Here is an 18,093-nt window from a genome sequence, read left to right as displayed (position 1 = left end):
CTGCTGTCGCTCATGCTGCCTGCCTCATCGGCGCTTGCGCCATCGGGTGCCCGCTCCCGGGCTCGAGAACAAGGCAGCTCGCCGCGTGCAACGAACCCGTGGCGACGGGCTCGGGCACCACTTGGCTGCACACCGGCGCGGCCAGCGCGCAGCGTGGATGAAAGCGGCAGCCCGAGGGCGGGTTGATCGGATTCGGCGGGTCGCCGGCCAGCGCCGCCTCCATGGTGCGGTTGTCGGGGTCCATGGAGGGCATCGAAGAGAGCAGGGCGCGGGTGTAGGGATGTGCTGGCGCGTCGTAGAGCGCGTCGGCTGGCCCGATCTCGGCCACCTGGCCGAGGTACATGACCATGACGCGGTCGCTCACGTAGCGCACCACGTTGAGGTCATGGCTGATGAAAAGATAGGTCAAACCAAACTCGGCCTTGAGATCGAGCAGCAGGTTGATGACTTGCGCTTCGACCGATTTGTCGAGCGCCGACACGGCCTCGTCCAGAATCACCATGCGCGGCTGCAGTGCAAGCGCACGCGCAATGTTGACGCGCTGGCGCTGTCCGCCCGAGAGCTCATGCGGATACCGTTCGGCGAAGCGCTGCGGCTCCAGGCCCACGCGCGCGAGCAGGTCGCGCGCACGCGCCACAGATTCGCGCCGGCTCACGCCATGCACCTGCGGACCGAAGGCAACCGAGTCCTCGATGGTGAGACGCGGGTTGAGCGAGGCATAGCTGTCCTGGAACACCATCTGCACCTGGCGCCGAAATTCCTTGAGCGGAAGTTCGCGGCCGCCGACTTCGCGGCCGTCGAAAATCACTTCGCCCCGCGTCGGTGCAATGAGCTGCATCAGCAGCCGCGCAGTGGTCGACTTGCCGCAGCCCGACTCGCCGACCACACCCAGCGTTTCACCTTTAAGGACTTCGAAATCGACGCCGTCTACTGCACGCACCACGCCGCCGCCACGACCCAGAGGGTCTTTCTTGAGTGGGAAGTGCTTGACCAAGCCCGTGATGGTGAGCAGTGGTTGTGCGGGGCCGCCAATGTCTTTCAGTGCGTCCATGTTGTCCTTTGTTGCTCTTGTTCTGGGCGCTGCTGTTTCTGGCGCTGTTGTTCAGGGCGTGTGCAAAGGCCACCGGGTACTCCCCTCCGCGAATGTCCCCCGCCTTCGGCTCCTCCTTTATTTCGCTGCGGGGAGCACCCGATGCCCTGTGCACTGGGGCACGCGGCTGGTGTACGGCTGATGAACGACCGCTCCGTGCAACGCGCCCGTCGATGGGGTGCTTTGCGCAGCGAAATAAAGGAGGAGGCCGCAGGCCGGGGGACATTCGCGGAGAAAGGTACCCCGTCGGCGGGTGCGCACCCCGAAGACGGCCCGCAACAAACAACACAAGCAAAACAAGCACCCATCTTCATCCCTTGTTGTCCATTGCCGACCGCAATCCGTCGGACAAAAGATTGAAAGAGATCGAGGTGATGAAGATCATCGCCCCAGGCAGCGCAGCAACCCACGGCTGCACATAGATCGCAGTGCGCAGCGTGTTGAGCATCAGGCCCCACTCCGGCTCCGGCGGCTTCACGCCCAGGCCCAGGAACGACAGGCCCGAAGCCAGGATCATCGACACAGCGATCAGGCTCGTGGCGTAAACGAAGATCGGACCGAGCACGTTGCCCAGCACATGTACCCGCACGATGGTGAACGGGTTGGCGCCCGAGGCGCGCGCCGCTTCCACGTAGTCGCGCGTGCGCACCTGCGTCGTCACGCTTTCGGCCACGCGCGCAATCTGCGGAATGAACACGATGGTCAGCGAGATCAGCGAGTTGACCACCCCCGCGCCCAGCGTGCCCGAGAGTGCAATGGCCAGCAGCACCGATGGGAAGGCATAGAACACGTCGATGGTGCGCATGATCAGCGTGTTGGTGAGGCCGCCAGCGTAGCCCGCGACGATGCCGATCACCGTGCCGAGCACGAAGGCGCAGATCACCGGCGTGATGCCGATGAACAGCGAAAGCCGCGCGCCGACGATCAGGCGCGACAGCATGTCGCGGCCCAGCTCGTCGCTGCCGAGCGGCAAGCCCTCGGTGCCGATGGGCTTGAGCCGCTTGAGCATCGACGAGGCGTAAGGGTCGGCCGGCGCGAGCCAGGGGCCGAACACGGCCAGGCCTATGAGCAGCAGCACCATCAAGGCGGCGCCCATGGCGACCGGATCGCGCGCGAAGCGCAGCAGCGCCGAAGTCCAGTAGCCGCGCGAACGCTGCATCGGCAGCGGTTTTACATCGGCGGCTGCAGCAGCTGGGGAGGGGATGGGGAGTGCGCTCATGGTGGTCATGCCCGCGCGATTCGCGGGTCGAGCATGGTTTGCAGCACGTCGACCAGCAGGTTCAGCAACACGAAGAACAGCGCCAGCACCAGAATGGTTCCCTGCAACAGCGGCAGGTCGCGCTGGAAGATGGCGGAGTTCAGCAGAAAGCCGGTGCCGGGCCAGGAGAACACGGCCTCGATCAGGATCGAGCCGCCGAGCAGGTAGCCCAGCTGCAGGCCCATCACGGCCAGCGCCGTGGGCGCCGCGTTCTTCACCATGTGCCGGAACACGCCGAAGTGCGTGAGGCCCTTGGCGCGCAGCCCGACGATGAATTCCTGGTCCAGGATGTCGGCCACCAGCGCGCGCACCGTGCGCGCGATGATGCCCATGGGAATCACCGACATGGTGAGGGCCGGCAGGATGAGGAACTGCACGTGCTCCCAGTCCCACGCCCAGTCGCTCGAGCCACCCGGGCCCGCGCCGGTGGCCGGCAGCCACATGAGCTGCGACGAGAACACGATCACCATCACCATGCCCAGCCAGTAGTGCGGCACGCTCACGCCCAGCACCGACAGCATCGAGGCGAAGCGGTCGATCCACGAGTTGCGGAAGTACCCGGCCACAAAGCCGAACAGGCAGCCCAGCACGAAGCCGATGAACGTGGCCACCACCGCCAGCCGCAGTGTGTTGCCCACGGCGGTGAACACCTCGCCCGCCACCGCGCGGTTGCTCGCGATCGAAACGCCCAGGTCGCCGTGCAGCGCACGCCAGATCCACATTGCGAACTGCTCGGGCAATGAACGGTTGAAGCCGTACAGCTCGCGCAGCTGCGCCTGCAGGTCGGCCGAGGCATCGGGCGGAAGAATCGACACCAGCGGATCGCCGGGCGCGATGTGCACGAGCAGAAAGCACACCAGCGCCACGCCGATCATGATCGGCACGGCGTAGACCACGCGGCGCAGCAGATAGGCCAGCATCAGTCCATCGTCATGGTTGCGATGTCGATGAACCAGCTCTTGGGCTGCACCACGTTCTTGACCTTGGCCGACATCGCGCGCGGGCCGACGTCGTGCGCAATCCAGACGAACGGCGCGTCATCGACGATGTGCGCATGCAGCTTGGCCAGCGCGCCGTCGCGTGCCTTGTCGTCGAAGCTGGTGCGCGCATCGGCCACCAGCTTGTCGACCTCGGCGTTGCCGTAGTAGCCCCAGTTGTTGGACACCGGCGGGAAGGTCTTGGTGCTCACGAAGCGCACCATGGCAAAGAACGGGTCCATCGCCGCGAAGCTCACGTTGGTGGCGCTGGCGCCGTTGGCCGACGGGTCCTTCGCGCCCTTGCGCCAGTTGGTGAAGAGCGTGTTCCATTCGATCACGTCGAACTCCACGTCGAAGAAGCACTGCTTGAGCGACTGCTGCGCAAATTCGTTCATGGGCAGCGGCTGCATCTGGCCCGAACCCGAGGCTGAGATCTGCACCTTCACCTTGATCGGCTTGGCGGCCGAGTAGCCAGCCTGCGTCATCAGCGCCTGGGCGGCCTTCACGTCGTACTTGATGTCGAACTTGGGGTTGCCCCACCACGGATGGCCGGGCGGCACGGTGCCCTTGGGCTCGGCCATCATGCCGCCGAGCAGCTGCTTCATGCCGCCGCGGTCGATGCACAGGTTGGCGGCCTGGCGCACGCGCTTGTCGAGCCAGGGCGAGCCTTCGGCGAAAGACAGTTGCCACGGCCACACGTGCGGCTGCGCGTTGGAGTAAATCTTGAAGCCGCGCTGCGTGATCTGCGGCATGGCATCGGGCGCGGGGGCTTCGATCCAGTCGACCTGGCCGCCGAGCAGCGCGGCGGTGCGCGCGTTGGCTTCGGGCATCGGCAGCATCACGACCTTGTCGATCTTGGGCACGCGCTTGGCATCCCAATAGGTCTTGTTGGCGGCCAGCTCCAGCCGCTCGCGGGCCACGAAGCGCGTGACCTTGAACGGGCCCGAACCGGCGGGGTCGGCGGCAAAGGCGGTCCATGCGGCCTTGGACTTGTCGGCGGGCGTGGCGCCGGCTGCGGCGTCGAACTTCTTCTGCCACTGCGCGGGAGAGGCCATGAACAGGTTCGTCAGGTTGATCGGCAGGAACGCATCGGGCTCGCTGGTGGTGAGCTCGACCGTCATGTCATCGATCTTGCGCGCGGTGCGCAGCGTCGGCATGCGCGAGGCGGTCACGCCGACCTGGCTGGGGTCGAACTGCGGGGCGTCCTTGTCGAGCACCTTCTGCACGTTCCACACCACGGCGTCGGCATTGAAGGCCGAGCCGTCATGGAACTTGACGCCGGGGCGCAGCTTGAAGACCCACTTGGTCTTGTCCTTGGCGTCGACGGCCCAGGAGCTGGCCAGCGCCGGAATCAGCACGCTCGGCGCATCGGCTTTCGACAGGTCCCACTGCGTGAGCGAGTCGTAGATCGGAATGCCGGTGAAGCGGTTGCCCTCGAAGCCCTGGTCGGGCTGGCCCAGGGTACGCGGAATGTCGGCCGCGGTCATCGCGATGCGCAGCGTTTTCTCCTGGGCCAGGGCCGGCGTTGCGAAGGCCAGGGTGGCGAGCGCCGCGCAGGCGGCCAGGGGTTTCAGGATCAAGGCAGGAACAGCACGCTTCACATGGAACTCCTAGGGATGAAAAGGCAAAAGGTGTCGAACCGGTGGTGAAGCACGACGTGTGCCAGCCGCGGTCTTCAGGGCCAGGCCCAGGCCATCTCGCGGCGGGCGCAGCGCAGGTCCATCTCGTATTCCATGTCGACGATGGGCGGGCGCGCGAGGTGCCAGGTCAAGCCGGTCGTCAGGGCGCCGCGCTGCACGATTTCGTCGAACACCAGGGCGCCGATGTCGTGCGTGGTGTAGGCCTGCACGGCCGATGCGTCGCTCCAGCCGAAGCCCAGCGCCGCGAGCCGGCGCTCCATCTCGGTCATCACATAGGCCAGCTTGGCGCGCATGCCTTCGGTGCTGGTGTCGCCCAGGCGGACCATCACGTCGCGGTAGCTCGCGTGGCCGTCGGGCGCTTCTCCGCCGCCCGATACCACGAAGCTCGGCGGGCCGGCGTCGTCGTCGGCCGGCACCGTGTACGAGAAGGCCTGGAACGCCGGCGTCGCGGGTGCGCCCAGGCGCGGGCAGACGTTGGTGCGGGCGACCGGGTTGCGATCGCCGCGTACGACGCCCCAGCTTTCGAGGGTGCCGGCATAGAGCCGGTTGAAGTCATGGAAACCGCGTTCGGAGAACGGCGCGGGCGAGCGCAGTTCGCAGCCGCACAGCGCCGCGAGCGGCCGGCCGATGGCGGCCAGGTGGTTGGCGATGGCGTCGAACCCGTCGGCCAGCGGCACCGCCTTCTGGAAGCGCACCCGCTCTATCGCGAACCCCGGCTGTGCGGCCACGCCGGCCGAATACTGGAACACGCCTTTCACGTAGCGGTAGCCGCCCTCGGGAAAATCCACCACCTCAGTCGCAGTCTTCATGCAGCCTCTCCAAGTCAGCGCTCAATGTAGGCAGCGCCGGCTCCGGCGGGAAGGCTGATTCCGGCACGCCGCTGTTGCCGGAATCAGAACAGGCGGGCGCGCCGCCGCCGTAGCGGCGCATGCTGGCCGACAGCGCTTCGAGCAGCGCGCGCGCTGCCGGGGAGAGCCGGTGGGCGGGCATGGTGAGCAGGCTGGTTGCCGTGGCCGCAAAGTCGCGCTCCTGCAGCGGCACCGCGCAAAGGTCGCCGCTCGACACCTCGTGCAGCGCGGCATAGCGCGGCAGGAAGGTGGCCAGATCGCTGTTGCGCACCACGCCCTTGGCCATGTCCAGCGTGCTGGTCTCGATGGCGAGCTCCAGCGCAACCTGCGTCTGGCCGGCGATGCGGTCCACCAGGTGACGGATCTGGAACGAGCGGTCGGGCAGCGCCACGCGCTGGCCCGCCAGCTCCTGGAAAGACACGCTGCGCCGCCGCGCGAGTGCATGCGTCGGCGCCACCACCACGCACAGCGGCTGCTCGAGCCGCGCATGCTCGCGAAACGCATGGCGCTCCGGAAGGTTGAACGCCAGCGCGATGTCGATGCGGCCCTCTTGCAGCGCCTCCAGCACCGCGCGGGAGCCGACCACCGAGGCCACCACCCTGACCTGCGGATGCCGCTTCTGGAAGCGCGCAAGATTGTTCGAGAGAAAGTGGCCAACCATGCCCTCGATGCTGCCGATGCGCACCACGCCGCAGGGCTGGCCCAACAGCTCCTGCAGTGCGCCGCGCAGGGCCGTGCTGTCCTGCAGCACCCGCTCGGCATGCGCGAGGACCAGTTCGCCGGCCGGCGTCAGCACCGTGCGGTTGGCGCGGCGGTCGAGCAGCGCGGTCTGCAGCTCGCCTTCGAGATTCGCGATCTGGCGGCTGATCGCGCTCGGCGCCACGCCCAGCTGTTCCGCCGCCCGGCGCAGAGAGCCGGCGCGCGCGGTCTCGCGGAAGTAGAGCATTGCCGTGGAAAGCATCGTGGTGTTCCTTTTCGTGTTCCGGATCGCGCAACCCGGCCGAACCATCGGCCGTTCGGCGCACCACGTCAAGCAACGGGCGTGCCGCAGGGCCGATGCGACAATCGTCTTCCCATGACAGACACCCTCACCATCACCCGCCCGGACGACTGGCACCTGCACGTGCGCGACGGCGCCGCGCTCGAAGCCGTGGTGCCGCACAGTGCGCGCCAGTTCGGCCGCGCGCTGATCATGCCGAACCTGCGCCCCCCCGTGACCACTGCGGCGCAGGCCGCGGCCTACCGCGACCGCATTCGCGCGGCGGTGCCCGAAGGCACGGCCTTCGAGCCCGTGATGTCGCTCTACCTGACCGACAAGCTGCCGCCCGAAGAAATTGCCCTGGCCGCCCAGGCCGGCGTGCGCGCGCTCAAGCTCTACCCGGCCGGCGCCACCACCAACAGCGATGCCGGCGTGACCGACATCCGCCACACCTACAAGACGCTCGAAGCCATGCAGAAGCACGGCCTGCTGCTTCTGGTGCATGGCGAGGTCACCGACCCGGCCATCGACCTGTTCGACCGCGAGGCTGTGTTCATCGACCGCGTGATGATTCCGCTGCGCCGCGACTTCCCCGAACTCAAGGTGGTGTTCGAGCACCTCACCACGAAAGAGGGCGCTCACTACGTGCGCGACGCCGGCCGCTTCACGGCCGCCACCATCACGGCGCACCACCTGCTGTACAACCGCAATGCCATCTTCACCGGCGGCATTCGACCGCACTACTACTGCCTGCCCGTGCTCAAGCGCGAGACGCACCGCGTGGCGCTGGTCGAGGCGGCCGCGAGCGGCAGCGACCGCTTCTTTCTGGGCACCGACAGCGCGCCGCACCCGGCGCACCTGAAGGAGCATGCGCTCGGCTGCGCCGGCTGCTACACCGCGCTGACCGCCATCGAGCTCTATGCCGAGGCCTTCGACAGCGTGGACGCACTCGACAAGCTCGAGGGCTTTGCGAGCTTCCATGGGCCCGACTTCTACGACCTGCCCCGCAACAGCGGCACCATCACGCTGAAGCGCGAAAGCTGGACCGTGCCCGAGACGGTGCCTTACGGCGAAGCCACGCTCAAGCCGCTACGCGGGGGTGAGACGGTGGCCTGGCGCTTGCAGGGCTGACCTCCGATCAATTCCTCAACAAGGGCGCGCACGATGATCGCTTTTTTCATAGATGCCGATAATCTTTGCGTGTCTTCCTGGGTCGAGGAATCCCTTCGCAAGCTGGAGGATGGCGAGGGCCGCGTCCTGGTGCGGCGGGCTTATGGCAGCGCCGAGAAGCTCAAGGGACTGGCCGACGTGCTTCGCACTCGGCACATACGCCCGTTCGTGAATCTTGCGTTGTCCAAGAACACGACCGACGTTGCCTTGGCCGTCGATGTCATGGACCTGTCGTACCAGACCCCTCGGCCGACCGTCATTGCAATCGGTTCCGGCGACGCCGATTTCGTGCCGTTGGTGCTGCGGTTGCGTGAACGCGGGTTTCACATGGTCTGCGTGTCCGAGCAGGGCAAGATGGCTCCGGAGGCCGTTTATGCCTACGACCATGTGATCTTTGTGGGACAGGAGCAGGCTGCCGAGGTGCTGAAGTCGCCTGCTGCCGAGTTGCAAAAGTCGGCTTCACCTCCCGCCAAGTTGCCGGCTGTGCGAACCGCAGCAAAGAAAGCGGCCGCCAAAAAAGTCGCTGCGAAGAAGGCCCCGGCCGCCAAAAAGGTCGCCGCCAAAAAAGCCAAGCCTGCTGCGAAGCAGAATGCGGGCGATGCAGCCGGCAAAGTCACTGTTGATCAGATATTGAACGCAGTCTCTTCGTTGCGGGCGGGGCAACCTCAGTCGCTCGGGGAAGTGGTCAAGCTGCTGCACGACGCCAAGCTGCTCGGCAAGAACGCGGCATCGACCAAGCTGTTCAAGAAGTTTCCGTTTCACTTCGAATTGTTGCCGCCGAAGCAGCCGAACCAGATCCGGTACATCCCATCTTCTTGAGCGGAATGCAAGCGGTTGCAGCGGCGCCCGAGAACCTCGATGTGCCTTGGTACTTGCCATTCACGGGCAAGCGGCAAGTCGAGACGGCATGGCATTCGGGGCTTTCGTTGCACGATGCCCTCAACGGCGCCAAGCCGGGCTTCGTGCAGTTTGTGCCGCAAGAACAGCTTCCGCCTGACGAGGCCTACGAGGCCTTCATCTGGCGCACCGGCACCGTGCCCACGCGCGACAACCTGCACGACTTCTTCAACGGCCTGGTCTGGCTCGCCTTTCCGGAAACCAAGCGCCGCCTCAACGAGTTGCAGGCTGCGGAGATCGCCCGCAGGGGCATCGCGTCCACGCGCGGCCCGCTGCGGGATGCGCTCACTTTGTTTGACGAGAACGGTGCCGTGCTCGATGCGCCCGCACCCTTGTGGAAGGCGCTGGCGGCGCGCGACTGGCATTCCCTTTTCGTCACGCAGCGCGCCCTGTGGGCCGAGGCGCGCCTGCTGGTGTTCGGCCATGCGCTGCTCGAGAAACTCACCACACCGCGAAAAGCGCTCACGGCGCATGTGCTGCTGCCTTGGCCGGAGGCGGGCAGGCTGCCGGCGCTCGACGACCGGGCGCTCGCGCGCAGCCTCGATCCAGACTGTCTGGTGGGCAAACCCTTCGTTCCGCTGCCGGTGCTGGGCGTGCCGGGCTGGTGGCCGGAGAACGAGCTGCCGGATTTCTACGACGACGCGAAGGTCTTCCGGCCCGGACGGTAGAACTTTTGCTCCTATCATCGCTCTACCCGCGAGCCGCCGTGCGGGCCGTCTTCAGAACCAAACAACAACGGAAGAGGGCCACTCATTGCACGGCTTGAAGAGGGCCATCCGGTCCTCATCTATGCGGCAGCGTTCCCCCACGGAGAATTCAACTTGAAACGTATCCTTCTGTTCGTTTTGACCAATGTGATGGTCGTTGCGGTGCTCGGCATCGTTGCCAGCCTGCTCGGCGTCAACCGCTTTCTGACGGCCAACGGGCTCAACCTGACGGCGCTGCTCGGCTTTGCGCTGATCATGGGCTTTGGCGGCGCGATCATTTCGCTGCTGATCAGCAAGCCCATGGCCAAGTGGACCACCGGCATCCGCATGATCGACAACCCCCAGTCGCCCGACGAGGCCTGGATTGTCGGCACCGTGCGCAAGTTTGCCGACAAGGCCGGCATCGGCATGCCCGAGGTCGGCATCTTCGAGGGCGAGCCCAACGCCTTTGCCACAGGCGCGTTCAAGAACTCGTCGCTGGTGGCGGTGTCCACCGGCCTGCTGCAGAACATGACGCGTGAAGAGGTCGAGGCCGTCATCGGCCACGAGGTGGCGCACATCGCCAACGGCGACATGGTGACGATGACGCTGATCCAGGGCGTGATGAACACCTTCGTCGTGTTCCTCTCGCGCGTGATCGGCTACGCGGTCGACAGCTTCCTGCGCCGCGGCGACGACCGCTCGTCGGGCCCCGGCATCGGCTACTACGTGAGCACCATCGTGCTGGACATCGTGCTGGGCTTTGCGGCGGCCATCGTGGTGGCCTGGTTCTCGCGCCAGCGTGAATTCCGCGCCGACGCCGGCGCCGCCGCGCTGATGGGCAACCGCCAGCCGATGATGAACGCGCTCGCACGCCTGGGCGGCCTGCCGGCCGGCGAACTGCCCAAGGCAGTGGAAGCCATGGGCATCACAGGCAGCATCGGCAAGCTGTTTGCCACGCACCCGCCGATCGAAGAGCGCATTGCGGCGCTGCAGAACGCGCGCTGATCTTCCGCCGCGCCAGCAAAAAAGCCGTCACGGGTAACCGTGGCGGCTTTTTTAATGGGGGCGGAGGCTTCGTCAGTACGAACGCAGCGAAATGCCCCAGCGTCCCGCAACGCGGGTGGCAATCCAGAGATTGCGGTGCGTGCTGAGCACCGTGCCGGCTCCGTCTTCACGCGTGTAGCTGACGACGAAATGCACCTTGTCGGCGCTGGGCAGCACGGCTTCCTTGGACTGGTAGCGCGTGAGGCGCCAGCCTGAAGCTGTGAGCTTCTCGAAGAAATCGACCGGGTGGTTGCCGGGTGCCTGCCACTCGAGCCGCTCCGCGCCCGAGAGCATCACATGCGGAAAGTGAAGTTCGCCGTCCATGCCCGCGGTGTCGCGGGCATTGAAGCGCTCGGTGAAGCGGTCGAGGCAGGCGGAGGCTTCGCGGATTGCATCCGCCTCCGCGGCACTCGCGGAGGCTGCCGGTGCAACGAAGCTCGCGAAGTCGGTCACAGATGTTGCGGCGGCAACGGCCGGGGCGATCAGGCCGCGGGAGCTGCAGGCTGGCGCTCGGCGCGTGCGCGTTCGAGCGTGCGCGCGACTTCTTCGGCGTCCATGCCGTACATCTCGGCAAAGGCCTGCTCGCTGTCGCGCCCGCTGGCCTCGAAGGCGCGCAGCAGCGCCTCGCGCTTGGCGGCTTGCCGGCCGAGTTCGGCCAGCGCCTCGTCGAGCACGGCATTGGTTTCTTCGTCGCGCGAGCGCACCAGCACCGCATAGGCTTCGCGGTCGAGGCCCGAGGCTTCCACGGCGCGGGCAATGCGTGCCACCAGCTGCGGACGCAGGTCTTCGCCGGGGTTGCGCTGCGCGCGGCGGCGGTGGAGTTCGAGGATGGCGTGGTGCACATGCTCGGGCGCCACGGGTTCCACCACGTTGCCGTCGAGGTCGTGCCGAGGAAGGCCCGCCGCCACGGCCTCGAGATAGCGCGTGGAGCGCGCATGCAGGCCGAGCGCGACCTTCAGGTCGTCCTTCCTGAAATCGTCGGGGTGCTTTTCGAGCAGGTCCTGGAACACGCCGAGCTTGAGCGGCAGGAAGCGCGCGCCGAACATGCCGGGATAAAGCTCGAACAGCTTTTCGAGCGCGGGGTGCACCTTGCGCGCGCGCTGCGGCTGTTGTTGCTGCGCGGCCTGCTTGCCGGCCTTTTGTTTTTGCTGCTGCTGCCGTGGCTGGCGCGGCTGCCGGGGCGGGCGGGCCCCTTCGGCGCGGGGTTGCTGGGCAGCGCCCCCGGCTTCCGTTTGCTGGACTTCCTGGATTTCTTCTTGAGGCGTGGCGGTGTCGGTCATCGGTCGGTTCTTGTCAGGTTGGCAGCAGGCAGAAAGAAAAGCAATGTTCCCCCGCGCTCAGCGCGGTCGGAACATCTTGAAGAGATTGTCGGGGCTGATCTCGAAATAGTCGGCCGGGCCGCCGCCGCGCAAGATGGGGCGCGCGGCAGCCGTGTCGTAAATGCCGTTCTTCAGCAGGTGCCGCGCAATGTGCACGCCCACCACTTCGCCGAGGATGAGCCACGTGGGCACCGGCTCGCCGTTCACGCCTTCGAGCTGCAGCAGCTGCGTGAGCCGGCACTCGAACGACACCGGGCTTTCGGCCACGCGCGGCACCGCGATGTTGCGCGAAGCCGCTGGCGTGAGGCCGGCAAGCTCGAACTCGTTCACCTCGGGCGGCACGGCCGCGCACGACTGGGTCATTTGCTCGGCCAGCGGCCGGGTGGCCAGGTTCCAGCCGAACTCGCGCGTCTGGCGAATGTTGTGCAGGCTGTCCTTGGCGCCAATGCTGGCAAAGCCGACGATAGGCGGCGTGTAGTTGAAGGCGTTGAAAAAACTGTACGGCGCGAGGTTGAGCGCGCCGTTCTCGTCCTGCGACGAGATCCAGCCGATCGGCCGCGGACCGACCATGGCATTGAACGGATCGTGCGGCAGGCCGTGGCCCTTGGCGGGCTCGTAGAAGTGGAAGCCGTCTTCGCTGTTGTTGCTGTTGGACATGGCGGTGGCTCTTTACGTTCCGGTGACGCTGCGTGCCACCGCCTCGGCCACCTTGATGCCGTCCACGCCGGCCGAGAGAATGCCGCCCGCGTAGCTCGCGCCTTCGCCGGCCGGGTACAGGCCGCGCACGTTGAGGCTTTGAAAGTCGTCGCCGCGCGTGATGCGGATCGGCGACGAGGTGCGCGTTTCCACACCCGTCAGCACGGCATCGTGCAGGTCGAAGCCCTTGATCTTACGGCCGAAGGCGGGAAAGGCCTCGCGCATCGCCTCGATGGCGTAGGCGGGCAACGCCTGGTGCAGGTCGGTCGGCGTGACGCCAGGCTTGTACGAAGGCAGCACGCTGCCGAGCGCGGTCGAAGGTTTGCCCGCGATGAAGTCGCCCACCAGCTGGCCCGGCGCGCGGTAGTCGCCGCCGCCAAGCACGAAGGCGTTCGATTCGAGCTCGCGCTGCAGCGCGATGCCGGCGAGCGCATCGCCCGCGGTCTCTGCCGTCCAGCCGGGAAAGTCGCGCGGATCGATGCCCACCACAATGCCCGCGTTGGCGTTGCGCTCGTTGCGCGAATACTGGCTCATGCCGTTGGTGACCACGCGGCCCGGCTCGCTGGTGGCCGCCACCACGGTGCCGCCCGGGCACATGCAAAAGCTGTAGACCGAGCGGCCGTTGCTCGCGTGGTGCACCAGCTTGTAGTCGGCCGCGCCGAGCAGCGGATGGCCCGCGTGCCGGCCCCAGCGCGCACGGTCGATCAGGCCCTGCGGATGTTCGACCCGAAAGCCGATGGAAAACGGCTTGGCCTCGATGTGCACGCCGCGCTCGTGCAGCATGGCGAAGGTGTCGCGCGAGCTGTGGCCGAGCGCCATCACCACGTGGTCGGCGCGCAGCTCGCTGCTTTGGCCGGTAGCCTGGTCTACAACGGTCAGGCCGCGCAACTGGCCGTCTTCGATGCGCACGTCGGTCACGCGCTGCTCGAAGCGAATTTCGCCGCCCAGCGCCACGATCTGCTCGCGGATGTTTTCCACCACCTTCACCAGCTTGAAGGTGCCGATGTGCGGATGCGCGACGTAAAGAATTTCGGGCGGTGCGCCGGCCTTGACGAACTCTTCCATCACCTTGCGGCCGAGGAAGCGCGGGTCCTTGATCTGGCTGTAGAGCTTGCCGTCCGAAAAAGTGCCGGCGCCGCCTTCGCCGAACTGCACGTTCGACTCCGGGTTGAGCACGCTCTTGCGCCACAGGCCCCAGGTGTCGCGGGTGCGCTGGCGAACGGTCTTGCCGCGTTCGAGCACGATAGGCCTGAAGCCCATCTTCGCGAGCATCAGCGCCGCAAAGATGCCGCAGGGGCCGAAGCCGATCACCACGGGCCGGGGCGCGCCTTCGGGCGCATGCGCCGGCGGCGTGTAGCGCATGTCGGGCGCGGGCTGGATGTGCGGGTGGCCGGCGTGCTTTGCGAGCAGCGCAGCCTCGAGCTTGGCGTCGGCCAACTGCACGTCGCAGATGTAGACCGTGAGCAGGTCGACCTTGCGCGCATCGAAGCTGCGCTTGAAGACGGTGTGGGAGGCGATCGCTTCGAGCGGGACGTCGAGGGTCCGGGCGATCAGGGTGACGAGCGCTTCAGGCGCGTGGTCGAGGGGAAGTTTGAGTTCGGAGATTCTCAGCATGACGGTGGCTTGTGGTTATCAAGCAGGCCGCAGATTTTACGCGCCCGGGGCGCTATGAAAGAGATAGCTGATCAGGCGGGCAGGAAGCCTTCGACCGACAGGTAGCGTTCGCCGGTGTCGTAGTTGAAGCCCAGCACCACTGCATCGGGTGCCAGCGTGGGCAGTTTCTGTGCAATGGCCGCAAGCGTGGCGCCGGAGGAAATGCCCACCAGCATGCCTTCCTCCACCGCGCAGCGGCGGGCCATTTCGCGCGCCGGTTCGGCGTCGACCTGCAGCACGCCGTCGAGCAGCGAGGTGTCGAGGTTCTTCGGAATGAAGCCCGCGCCAATGCCCTGGATCGGGTGCGGCGAGGGCTGCCCGCCCGAGATGACCGGTGAGGCCACCGGCTCCACCGCAAACACCTGCAGCTTGGGCCACTTCTTCTTGAGCACCTTCGCCACGCCCGTGATGTGGCCGCCCGTGCCCACACCGGTAATCAGCACGTCGACGCCGTCAGGAAAGTCGGCCGCAATTTCCTCGGCCGTGGTGCGCATGTGCACCTCGACATTGGCGGGGTTGTTGAACTGCTGCGGCATCCACGCGCCCGGCGTGCCGGCCACGATTTCCTCGGCACGGGCAATGGAGGCCTTCATGCCGCCGGCGCGCGGCGTCAGGTCGAAGGTGGCGCCATAGGCCAGCATCAGGCGGCGGCGCTCCATTGACATGCTGTCGGGCATCACCAGAATGAGCTTGTAGCCCTTGACGGCCGCGACCATCGCCAGACCGATGCCGGTGTTGCCCGAAGTGGGCTCCACGATGGTGCCGCCGGGCTTCAGCGCGCCGGATCTCTCGGCGTCTTCCACCATCGACAGCGCGATGCGGTCCTTGATGGAGCCGCCCGGGTTGGCGCGCTCGGACTTGATCCACACCTGCTGCTTCGCATTGCCGAACAGGCGGTTGATGCGGATGTGCGGCGTGTTGCCGATGGTCTGGAGGATGTTCTGGGCCTTCATTGGATCTCCTTGGGCTTGTTTGGGGCAGTGCAGGGCGGTCGAAGCGCCATTGTGAAACGGCCCGGCAGCGGATGCGAGGGGATCCGGCGATAATCCCTTTCGTGAAGCACGCCAGACCGCCGCTGGTGCAAGCCCGAAAGGGGCGACGCCGCAAGGCGCCGCGTCGAAAGACCGCACTGGAGGAACGTCCGGACTGCACAGGACAGCGCAGGAGTTAACGACTCTCCACCGTGAGGTGAGGATCAGAGCAACAGAGACGAGCCGATTAAGTTCGGGTGAAACGGGCAATCTCTGCGCGCAGCAACACCAAGTAGGCCAGTATCGAGGTGGTTCCGCTGAGCTGGCGGGTAGGTGGCATCGAGCCGTTTGGCGACAAACGGCCCAGAGTAATGGCGGTCACGTTGGGGGCAACCCCAACGCACAGAATCCGGCTTATCGGCGGGCTTCACACTTTTTCTTGCCCGATGATTCGCGCTCAGCGCGTTTCGGGCTGCAGCGCGCCTTCAGCCTTGCAGCGCTTCTTCAGATCCGTACCGATTTGCGCTGTCAGATCGTTCAACGCCCGATCGAATGCAGTCTGGATTTCGCCTTCGGAGTTGGACCAGTTCATCGAATCGTCGAAGCCGCGGTAGGTTCGCGTCGCTGCAGGCGCACCATCCCGGGCAAACTGCACGCGCACGACGATGTTGGCCGACTTCAGCGTGGCCAAACCTTGAAGGTAAGCCTTGAGCACCGAAATCCGTATCGCAGGTGCAGCCCGATCGCGCGTGTAGCCGGGAATCGCCGTGATACCACCGGTGAACCATTCGTTGAAGTCTTCGCCGTCGATGTGCGTGCGGCCCAGCTGGCCCAAGCTGCGGACATCACGCTGATCGTCGATTGCGCCAAGGGTGAACGGGCAGGCCGAAGTCGCGTCGGCCGGCGGCGCAGTGCCTGTACGCCGTTGCACGCCAGCGACTTTGTCCGACGCGCAGCCCACGAGAGAAAGCAGCGCCAACAGGACACAGCCTGCGGCCCTGCCCCACGGCGCATGTCTCACTTGGCAGCCGTCTCCGCGGCAGGCTGCGCAGCAGAAACCGCCTCAGGTGCCACGATGCCGGAAGCGGGCGTTGCCGGCTGCGCGGGCGTCGCAGCGGCGGCCATGGTCGGCACGGCGTCGAGGTTGAGCGAGCCGTCGGGATAGCGAAGCAGTCTGCCGCCGTTGCTCTGCGAGACCAGGTTCGCCTTCAGACCGTTGCCTGCGTCCGCTTTGGCTGTCGTAGCTTCATACGCAGGGTACTTGCGCTGGAGGTCGGCGGCCAGCAGCGTGCCTGCCTGCGCAATGCCATCCTGCAGGGCCGTCTTCAGCATGCGCGCGTTATCGGTTTTCCAAGCCTCGATGTTCTTCGTCGCGTCTGCGCTGGCGGCCGGATGCTTGGCCCGGTACACGATGCTGCTGCGATACACCGCATTCTTCAGATCCAGCGCGGGCTCCGAAGGCGTCGTCGCCAGCGTTGCCGGCTGTTTGGCTGCGGTGCGCGCGGTGGCCCCACGTGGATAGAGCAAGCTGCGGGCAGACACTTCGAGCGTCGAGAAATCGACGGACATGTGATAGTCGATATTGACAAACATGACGGCATTCGATGTCGCCGCCGTGAAGGTCTTCTCATAGGCCGCGGTGTTGACCACCTTGGTCACCGCCACGTTGGCGACCTGCATGCCTGGCACAGACCGCAGCGATTGGGCCAGCGACTCGTTCATAAGCTGGTCGAATTTCATGTCGACCATTTCGTCCTTCAGCGGACGAACACTTTCTTCCGCCGCCTTTGCCCGTGTTGCGTTGACGCTGGCATCTACTGCGCCCATTGCACCGCCGCATGCCGCAGCCAGGAGAATGCCCAAACCCGGAACGGCCGCACAGGCGGCAGCGCCCGACGCCGCTGCGTTCGATCGAACGAAAGCCGCATACAACTCGGACTGCGAAATGCCGACTTTCACGTCGACCGGTTGCATGGCCGCCAGTACCTCTGGTTGGACTGGTTGTGTAGCCGGCAAATGCGTACAGCCGGTGAATACGAGCGACACCAGCACCGGGATCGCGGCGCAGCGAATAGACAACATGGATTCCTCGCCAACGATTGAATCGAATGCATCGCCGCGCAGTTTTTTTGCGGATATCGGCGGCGATGAACCTCGGCCAGGGCTCTCGACCTGTAGCCGACGCGGATCGTACATGTCGTTACTTGGCGTGCGCTCTTTCGTTTCTCCGGACTGTGTGGAAAAGCACTTTCCCTCAGTTTTTTTCAGCGCGTAAACAGCCAGCCGCCCTTGGGCTGGCGCATCAGCTCGTGGCGCCTGACGGAGCGCTCTTCGCCGTCGTCTCCCACGTACACCACGTCGAAGCGCAGCAGCTTGGGCGACACCATCTTCCAGTTCTGGATGCGCTTGACGGTGACGCAGGCTGTCCTGTCGTGGTACTGCATTTCAGCCATGGGGCCGCCCTGGAAGCCCGTGCCGTCGAACAGCCGGCCCGGCGCCGCAAAGGGGTTGAGCACGGCGCCGTTGCGGGCGGTGATGCAGCCTTCGGTCCGCACGAAAGATTCGATGGTCGGCGCCGCGCTTCGCACGATCTTGGCCACGGCGGGCGTCGGCGGCTTGGCGACGATCGCCTCGCGGATGCGCTCCACCTGCTCTTCGGTGATGGGTGCGAGCCCGCTGGGAGAAACGACCGGCGATAGCGCCGGTGGCGCAGGCGGCGCCTGGTTGGGCAGCAATGGCGCCAGATAGCTGCAGCCCGCCAGCGCAAGAGGCGCTGTGCAGGCAAGTGCGGCGGTCTTGAATCCGAACTGCATTTTTGCTCCTGTCCCTGTACCTGTCCCTGTACCTGTTTTTTGTCCCTCG

18 protein-coding genes and 1 other RNA gene are annotated in these 18,093 nt (G+C 66.0%); 5 read left to right on the top strand and 14 right to left on the bottom strand.

What is annotated here, in order from left to right:
* Nucleotides 1-10: 10 nt before the first annotated feature.
* The 6 genes from EJI00_RS11325 to EJI00_RS11300 form a co-directional block, all read right to left on the bottom strand.
* Nucleotides 11-1,051 (bottom strand): ABC transporter ATP-binding protein, encoded by a 1,041-nt coding sequence (locus tag EJI00_RS11325; protein ID WP_126747562.1) that lies wholly within the window; start codon nucleotides 1,049-1,051, stop codon nucleotides 11-13.
* Nucleotides 1,052-1,400: 349 nt separating this feature from the next.
* The gene (locus tag EJI00_RS11320) at nucleotides 1,401-2,309 is read right to left on the bottom strand and encodes an ABC transporter permease (protein ID WP_126747561.1); all 909 of its coding nucleotides are present in this window, start codon (nucleotides 2,307-2,309) and stop codon (nucleotides 1,401-1,403) included.
* A gap of 5 nt (nucleotides 2,310-2,314) precedes the next feature.
* Nucleotides 2,315-3,268 carry an ABC transporter permease gene (locus tag EJI00_RS11315; protein WP_126747560.1) on the bottom strand — a complete coding sequence of 318 codons (954 nt, stop codon included), beginning with the start codon at nucleotides 3,266-3,268 and terminating at the stop codon, nucleotides 2,315-2,317.
* On the bottom strand, nucleotides 3,268-4,926 hold the full coding sequence (locus EJI00_RS11310) for an ABC transporter substrate-binding protein (RefSeq protein WP_126747559.1): 1,659 nt from the start codon (nucleotides 4,924-4,926) through the stop codon (nucleotides 3,268-3,270). The genes EJI00_RS11315 and EJI00_RS11310 overlap by 1 nt, the downstream gene beginning before the upstream one ends.
* A gap of 74 nt (nucleotides 4,927-5,000) precedes the next feature.
* Complete coding sequence (locus tag EJI00_RS11305) at nucleotides 5,001-5,774, bottom strand: hypothetical protein (RefSeq protein ID WP_126747558.1); 774 nt, start codon at nucleotides 5,772-5,774, stop codon at nucleotides 5,001-5,003.
* The gene (locus EJI00_RS11300) at nucleotides 5,758-6,774 is read right to left on the bottom strand and encodes a LysR family transcriptional regulator (RefSeq protein ID WP_185868117.1); all 1,017 of its coding nucleotides are present in this window, start codon (nucleotides 6,772-6,774) and stop codon (nucleotides 5,758-5,760) included. The genes EJI00_RS11305 and EJI00_RS11300 overlap by 17 nt, the downstream gene beginning before the upstream one ends.
* Before the next feature lie 114 nt (nucleotides 6,775-6,888).
* Between EJI00_RS11300 and pyrC the strand changes: the two genes are divergently transcribed.
* The 4 genes from pyrC (at nucleotide 6,889) to htpX (ending at nucleotide 10,553) form a co-directional block, all read left to right on the top strand.
* Nucleotides 6,889-7,923 carry a dihydroorotase gene (gene pyrC / locus EJI00_RS11295; RefSeq protein ID WP_126747556.1) on the top strand — a complete coding sequence of 345 codons (1,035 nt, stop codon included), beginning with the start codon at nucleotides 6,889-6,891 and terminating at the stop codon, nucleotides 7,921-7,923.
* Nucleotides 7,924-7,956: 33 nt separating this feature from the next.
* On the top strand, nucleotides 7,957-8,781 hold the full coding sequence (locus EJI00_RS11290; RefSeq protein WP_126747555.1) for an NYN domain-containing protein: 825 nt from the start codon (nucleotides 7,957-7,959) through the stop codon (nucleotides 8,779-8,781).
* 5 nt (nucleotides 8,782-8,786) lie between these two features.
* Complete coding sequence (locus EJI00_RS11285; protein WP_126747731.1) at nucleotides 8,787-9,527, top strand: DUF3025 domain-containing protein; 741 nt, start codon at nucleotides 8,787-8,789, stop codon at nucleotides 9,525-9,527.
* 153 nt (nucleotides 9,528-9,680) lie between these two features.
* Nucleotides 9,681-10,553: a protease HtpX gene (gene htpX, locus EJI00_RS11280; RefSeq protein WP_126747554.1), complete on the top strand. Its 873-nt coding sequence runs from the start codon at nucleotides 9,681-9,683 to the stop codon at nucleotides 10,551-10,553.
* 72 nt (nucleotides 10,554-10,625) lie between these two features.
* Here the strand turns inward: htpX and EJI00_RS11275 are convergent, their stop codons facing one another.
* From EJI00_RS11275 to cysK, 5 genes are all read right to left on the bottom strand, one after another.
* Entirely contained in the window at nucleotides 10,626-11,045 is a 420-nt protein-coding gene (locus EJI00_RS11275; RefSeq protein WP_126747553.1) for a hypothetical protein, read from the bottom strand.
* A gap of 29 nt (nucleotides 11,046-11,074) precedes the next feature.
* Nucleotides 11,075-11,872, bottom strand: a complete 798-nt coding sequence (locus EJI00_RS11270) for a ProQ/FINO family protein (protein ID WP_126747552.1) — start codon at nucleotides 11,870-11,872, stop codon at nucleotides 11,075-11,077.
* A gap of 57 nt (nucleotides 11,873-11,929) precedes the next feature.
* Nucleotides 11,930-12,568 carry a flavin reductase family protein gene (locus tag EJI00_RS11265; protein ID WP_126747551.1) on the bottom strand — a complete coding sequence of 213 codons (639 nt, stop codon included), beginning with the start codon at nucleotides 12,566-12,568 and terminating at the stop codon, nucleotides 11,930-11,932.
* A 12-nt stretch (nucleotides 12,569-12,580) separates the two neighbouring features.
* Complete coding sequence (locus EJI00_RS11260) at nucleotides 12,581-14,221, bottom strand: NAD(P)/FAD-dependent oxidoreductase (protein WP_126747550.1); 1,641 nt, start codon at nucleotides 14,219-14,221, stop codon at nucleotides 12,581-12,583.
* A 71-nt stretch (nucleotides 14,222-14,292) separates the two neighbouring features.
* Complete coding sequence (gene cysK, locus EJI00_RS11255; protein WP_126747549.1) at nucleotides 14,293-15,213, bottom strand: cysteine synthase A; 921 nt, start codon at nucleotides 15,211-15,213, stop codon at nucleotides 14,293-14,295.
* 103 nt (nucleotides 15,214-15,316) lie between these two features.
* Between cysK and rnpB the strand changes: the two genes are divergently transcribed.
* Nucleotides 15,317-15,664: RNase P RNA component class A (rnpB, locus tag EJI00_RS11250), an RNA gene on the top strand.
* A gap of 24 nt (nucleotides 15,665-15,688) precedes the next feature.
* On the opposite strand, the gene EJI00_RS11245 is transcribed toward rnpB, so the two are convergent.
* From EJI00_RS11245 to EJI00_RS11235, 3 genes are all read right to left on the bottom strand, one after another.
* Nucleotides 15,689-16,210 carry a hypothetical protein gene (locus tag EJI00_RS11245; RefSeq protein ID WP_126747548.1) on the bottom strand — a complete coding sequence of 174 codons (522 nt, stop codon included), beginning with the start codon at nucleotides 16,208-16,210 and terminating at the stop codon, nucleotides 15,689-15,691.
* 38 nt (nucleotides 16,211-16,248) lie between these two features.
* Nucleotides 16,249-17,427, bottom strand: coding sequence for a hypothetical protein (locus tag EJI00_RS11240; RefSeq protein ID WP_126747547.1), 1,179 nt, complete (start codon nucleotides 17,425-17,427; stop codon nucleotides 16,249-16,251).
* Between the two features lie 68 nt (nucleotides 17,428-17,495).
* On the bottom strand, nucleotides 17,496-18,044 hold the full coding sequence (locus tag EJI00_RS11235) for a hypothetical protein (protein ID WP_126747546.1): 549 nt from the start codon (nucleotides 18,042-18,044) through the stop codon (nucleotides 17,496-17,498).
* Nucleotides 18,045-18,093 lie beyond the last annotated feature (49 nt).

The organism is Variovorax sp. DXTD-1 (assembly GCF_003984625.1).
GTDB lineage: Bacteria > Pseudomonadota > Gammaproteobacteria > Burkholderiales > Burkholderiaceae_C > Variovorax.
The sequence above is the reverse complement of the archived record's forward strand: the minus strand, read 5'-3'. Positions and strand labels throughout refer to the sequence as shown.

What these genes read in the sequence shown, in the direction of transcription:
- EJI00_RS11300 (WP_185868117.1), bottom strand. Translation starts at nt 6,774, where the DNA reads ATGCTTTCCACGGCAATGCTCTACTTCCGCGAGACCGCGCGCGCCGGC.
- EJI00_RS11260 (WP_126747550.1), bottom strand. Translation starts at nt 14,221, where the DNA reads ATGCTGAGAATCTCCGAACTCAAACTTCCCCTCGACCACGCGCCTGAA.
- EJI00_RS11320 (WP_126747561.1), bottom strand. Translation starts at nt 2,309, where the DNA reads ATGAGCGCACTCCCCATCCCCTCCCCAGCTGCTGCAGCCGCCGATGTA.
- EJI00_RS11240 (WP_126747547.1), bottom strand. Translation starts at nt 17,427, where the DNA reads ATGTACGATCCGCGTCGGCTACAGGTCGAGAGCCCTGGCCGAGGTTCA.
- cysK (WP_126747549.1), bottom strand. Translation starts at nt 15,213, where the DNA reads ATGAAGGCCCAGAACATCCTCCAGACCATCGGCAACACGCCGCACATC.
- EJI00_RS11305 (WP_126747558.1), bottom strand. Translation starts at nt 5,774, where the DNA reads ATGAAGACTGCGACTGAGGTGGTGGATTTTCCCGAGGGCGGCTACCGC.
- EJI00_RS11285 (WP_126747731.1), top strand. Translation starts at nt 8,787, where the DNA reads ATGCAAGCGGTTGCAGCGGCGCCCGAGAACCTCGATGTGCCTTGGTAC.
- EJI00_RS11265 (WP_126747551.1), bottom strand. Translation starts at nt 12,568, where the DNA reads ATGTCCAACAGCAACAACAGCGAAGACGGCTTCCACTTCTACGAGCCC.
- EJI00_RS11270 (WP_126747552.1), bottom strand. Translation starts at nt 11,872, where the DNA reads ATGACCGACACCGCCACGCCTCAAGAAGAAATCCAGGAAGTCCAGCAA.
- EJI00_RS11315 (WP_126747560.1), bottom strand. Translation starts at nt 3,268, where the DNA reads ATGCTGGCCTATCTGCTGCGCCGCGTGGTCTACGCCGTGCCGATCATG.
- EJI00_RS11325 (WP_126747562.1), bottom strand. Translation starts at nt 1,051, where the DNA reads ATGGACGCACTGAAAGACATTGGCGGCCCCGCACAACCACTGCTCACC.
- EJI00_RS11290 (WP_126747555.1), top strand. Translation starts at nt 7,957, where the DNA reads ATGATCGCTTTTTTCATAGATGCCGATAATCTTTGCGTGTCTTCCTGG.
- EJI00_RS11235 (WP_126747546.1), bottom strand. Translation starts at nt 18,044, where the DNA reads ATGCAGTTCGGATTCAAGACCGCCGCACTTGCCTGCACAGCGCCTCTT.
- pyrC (WP_126747556.1), top strand. Translation starts at nt 6,889, where the DNA reads ATGACAGACACCCTCACCATCACCCGCCCGGACGACTGGCACCTGCAC.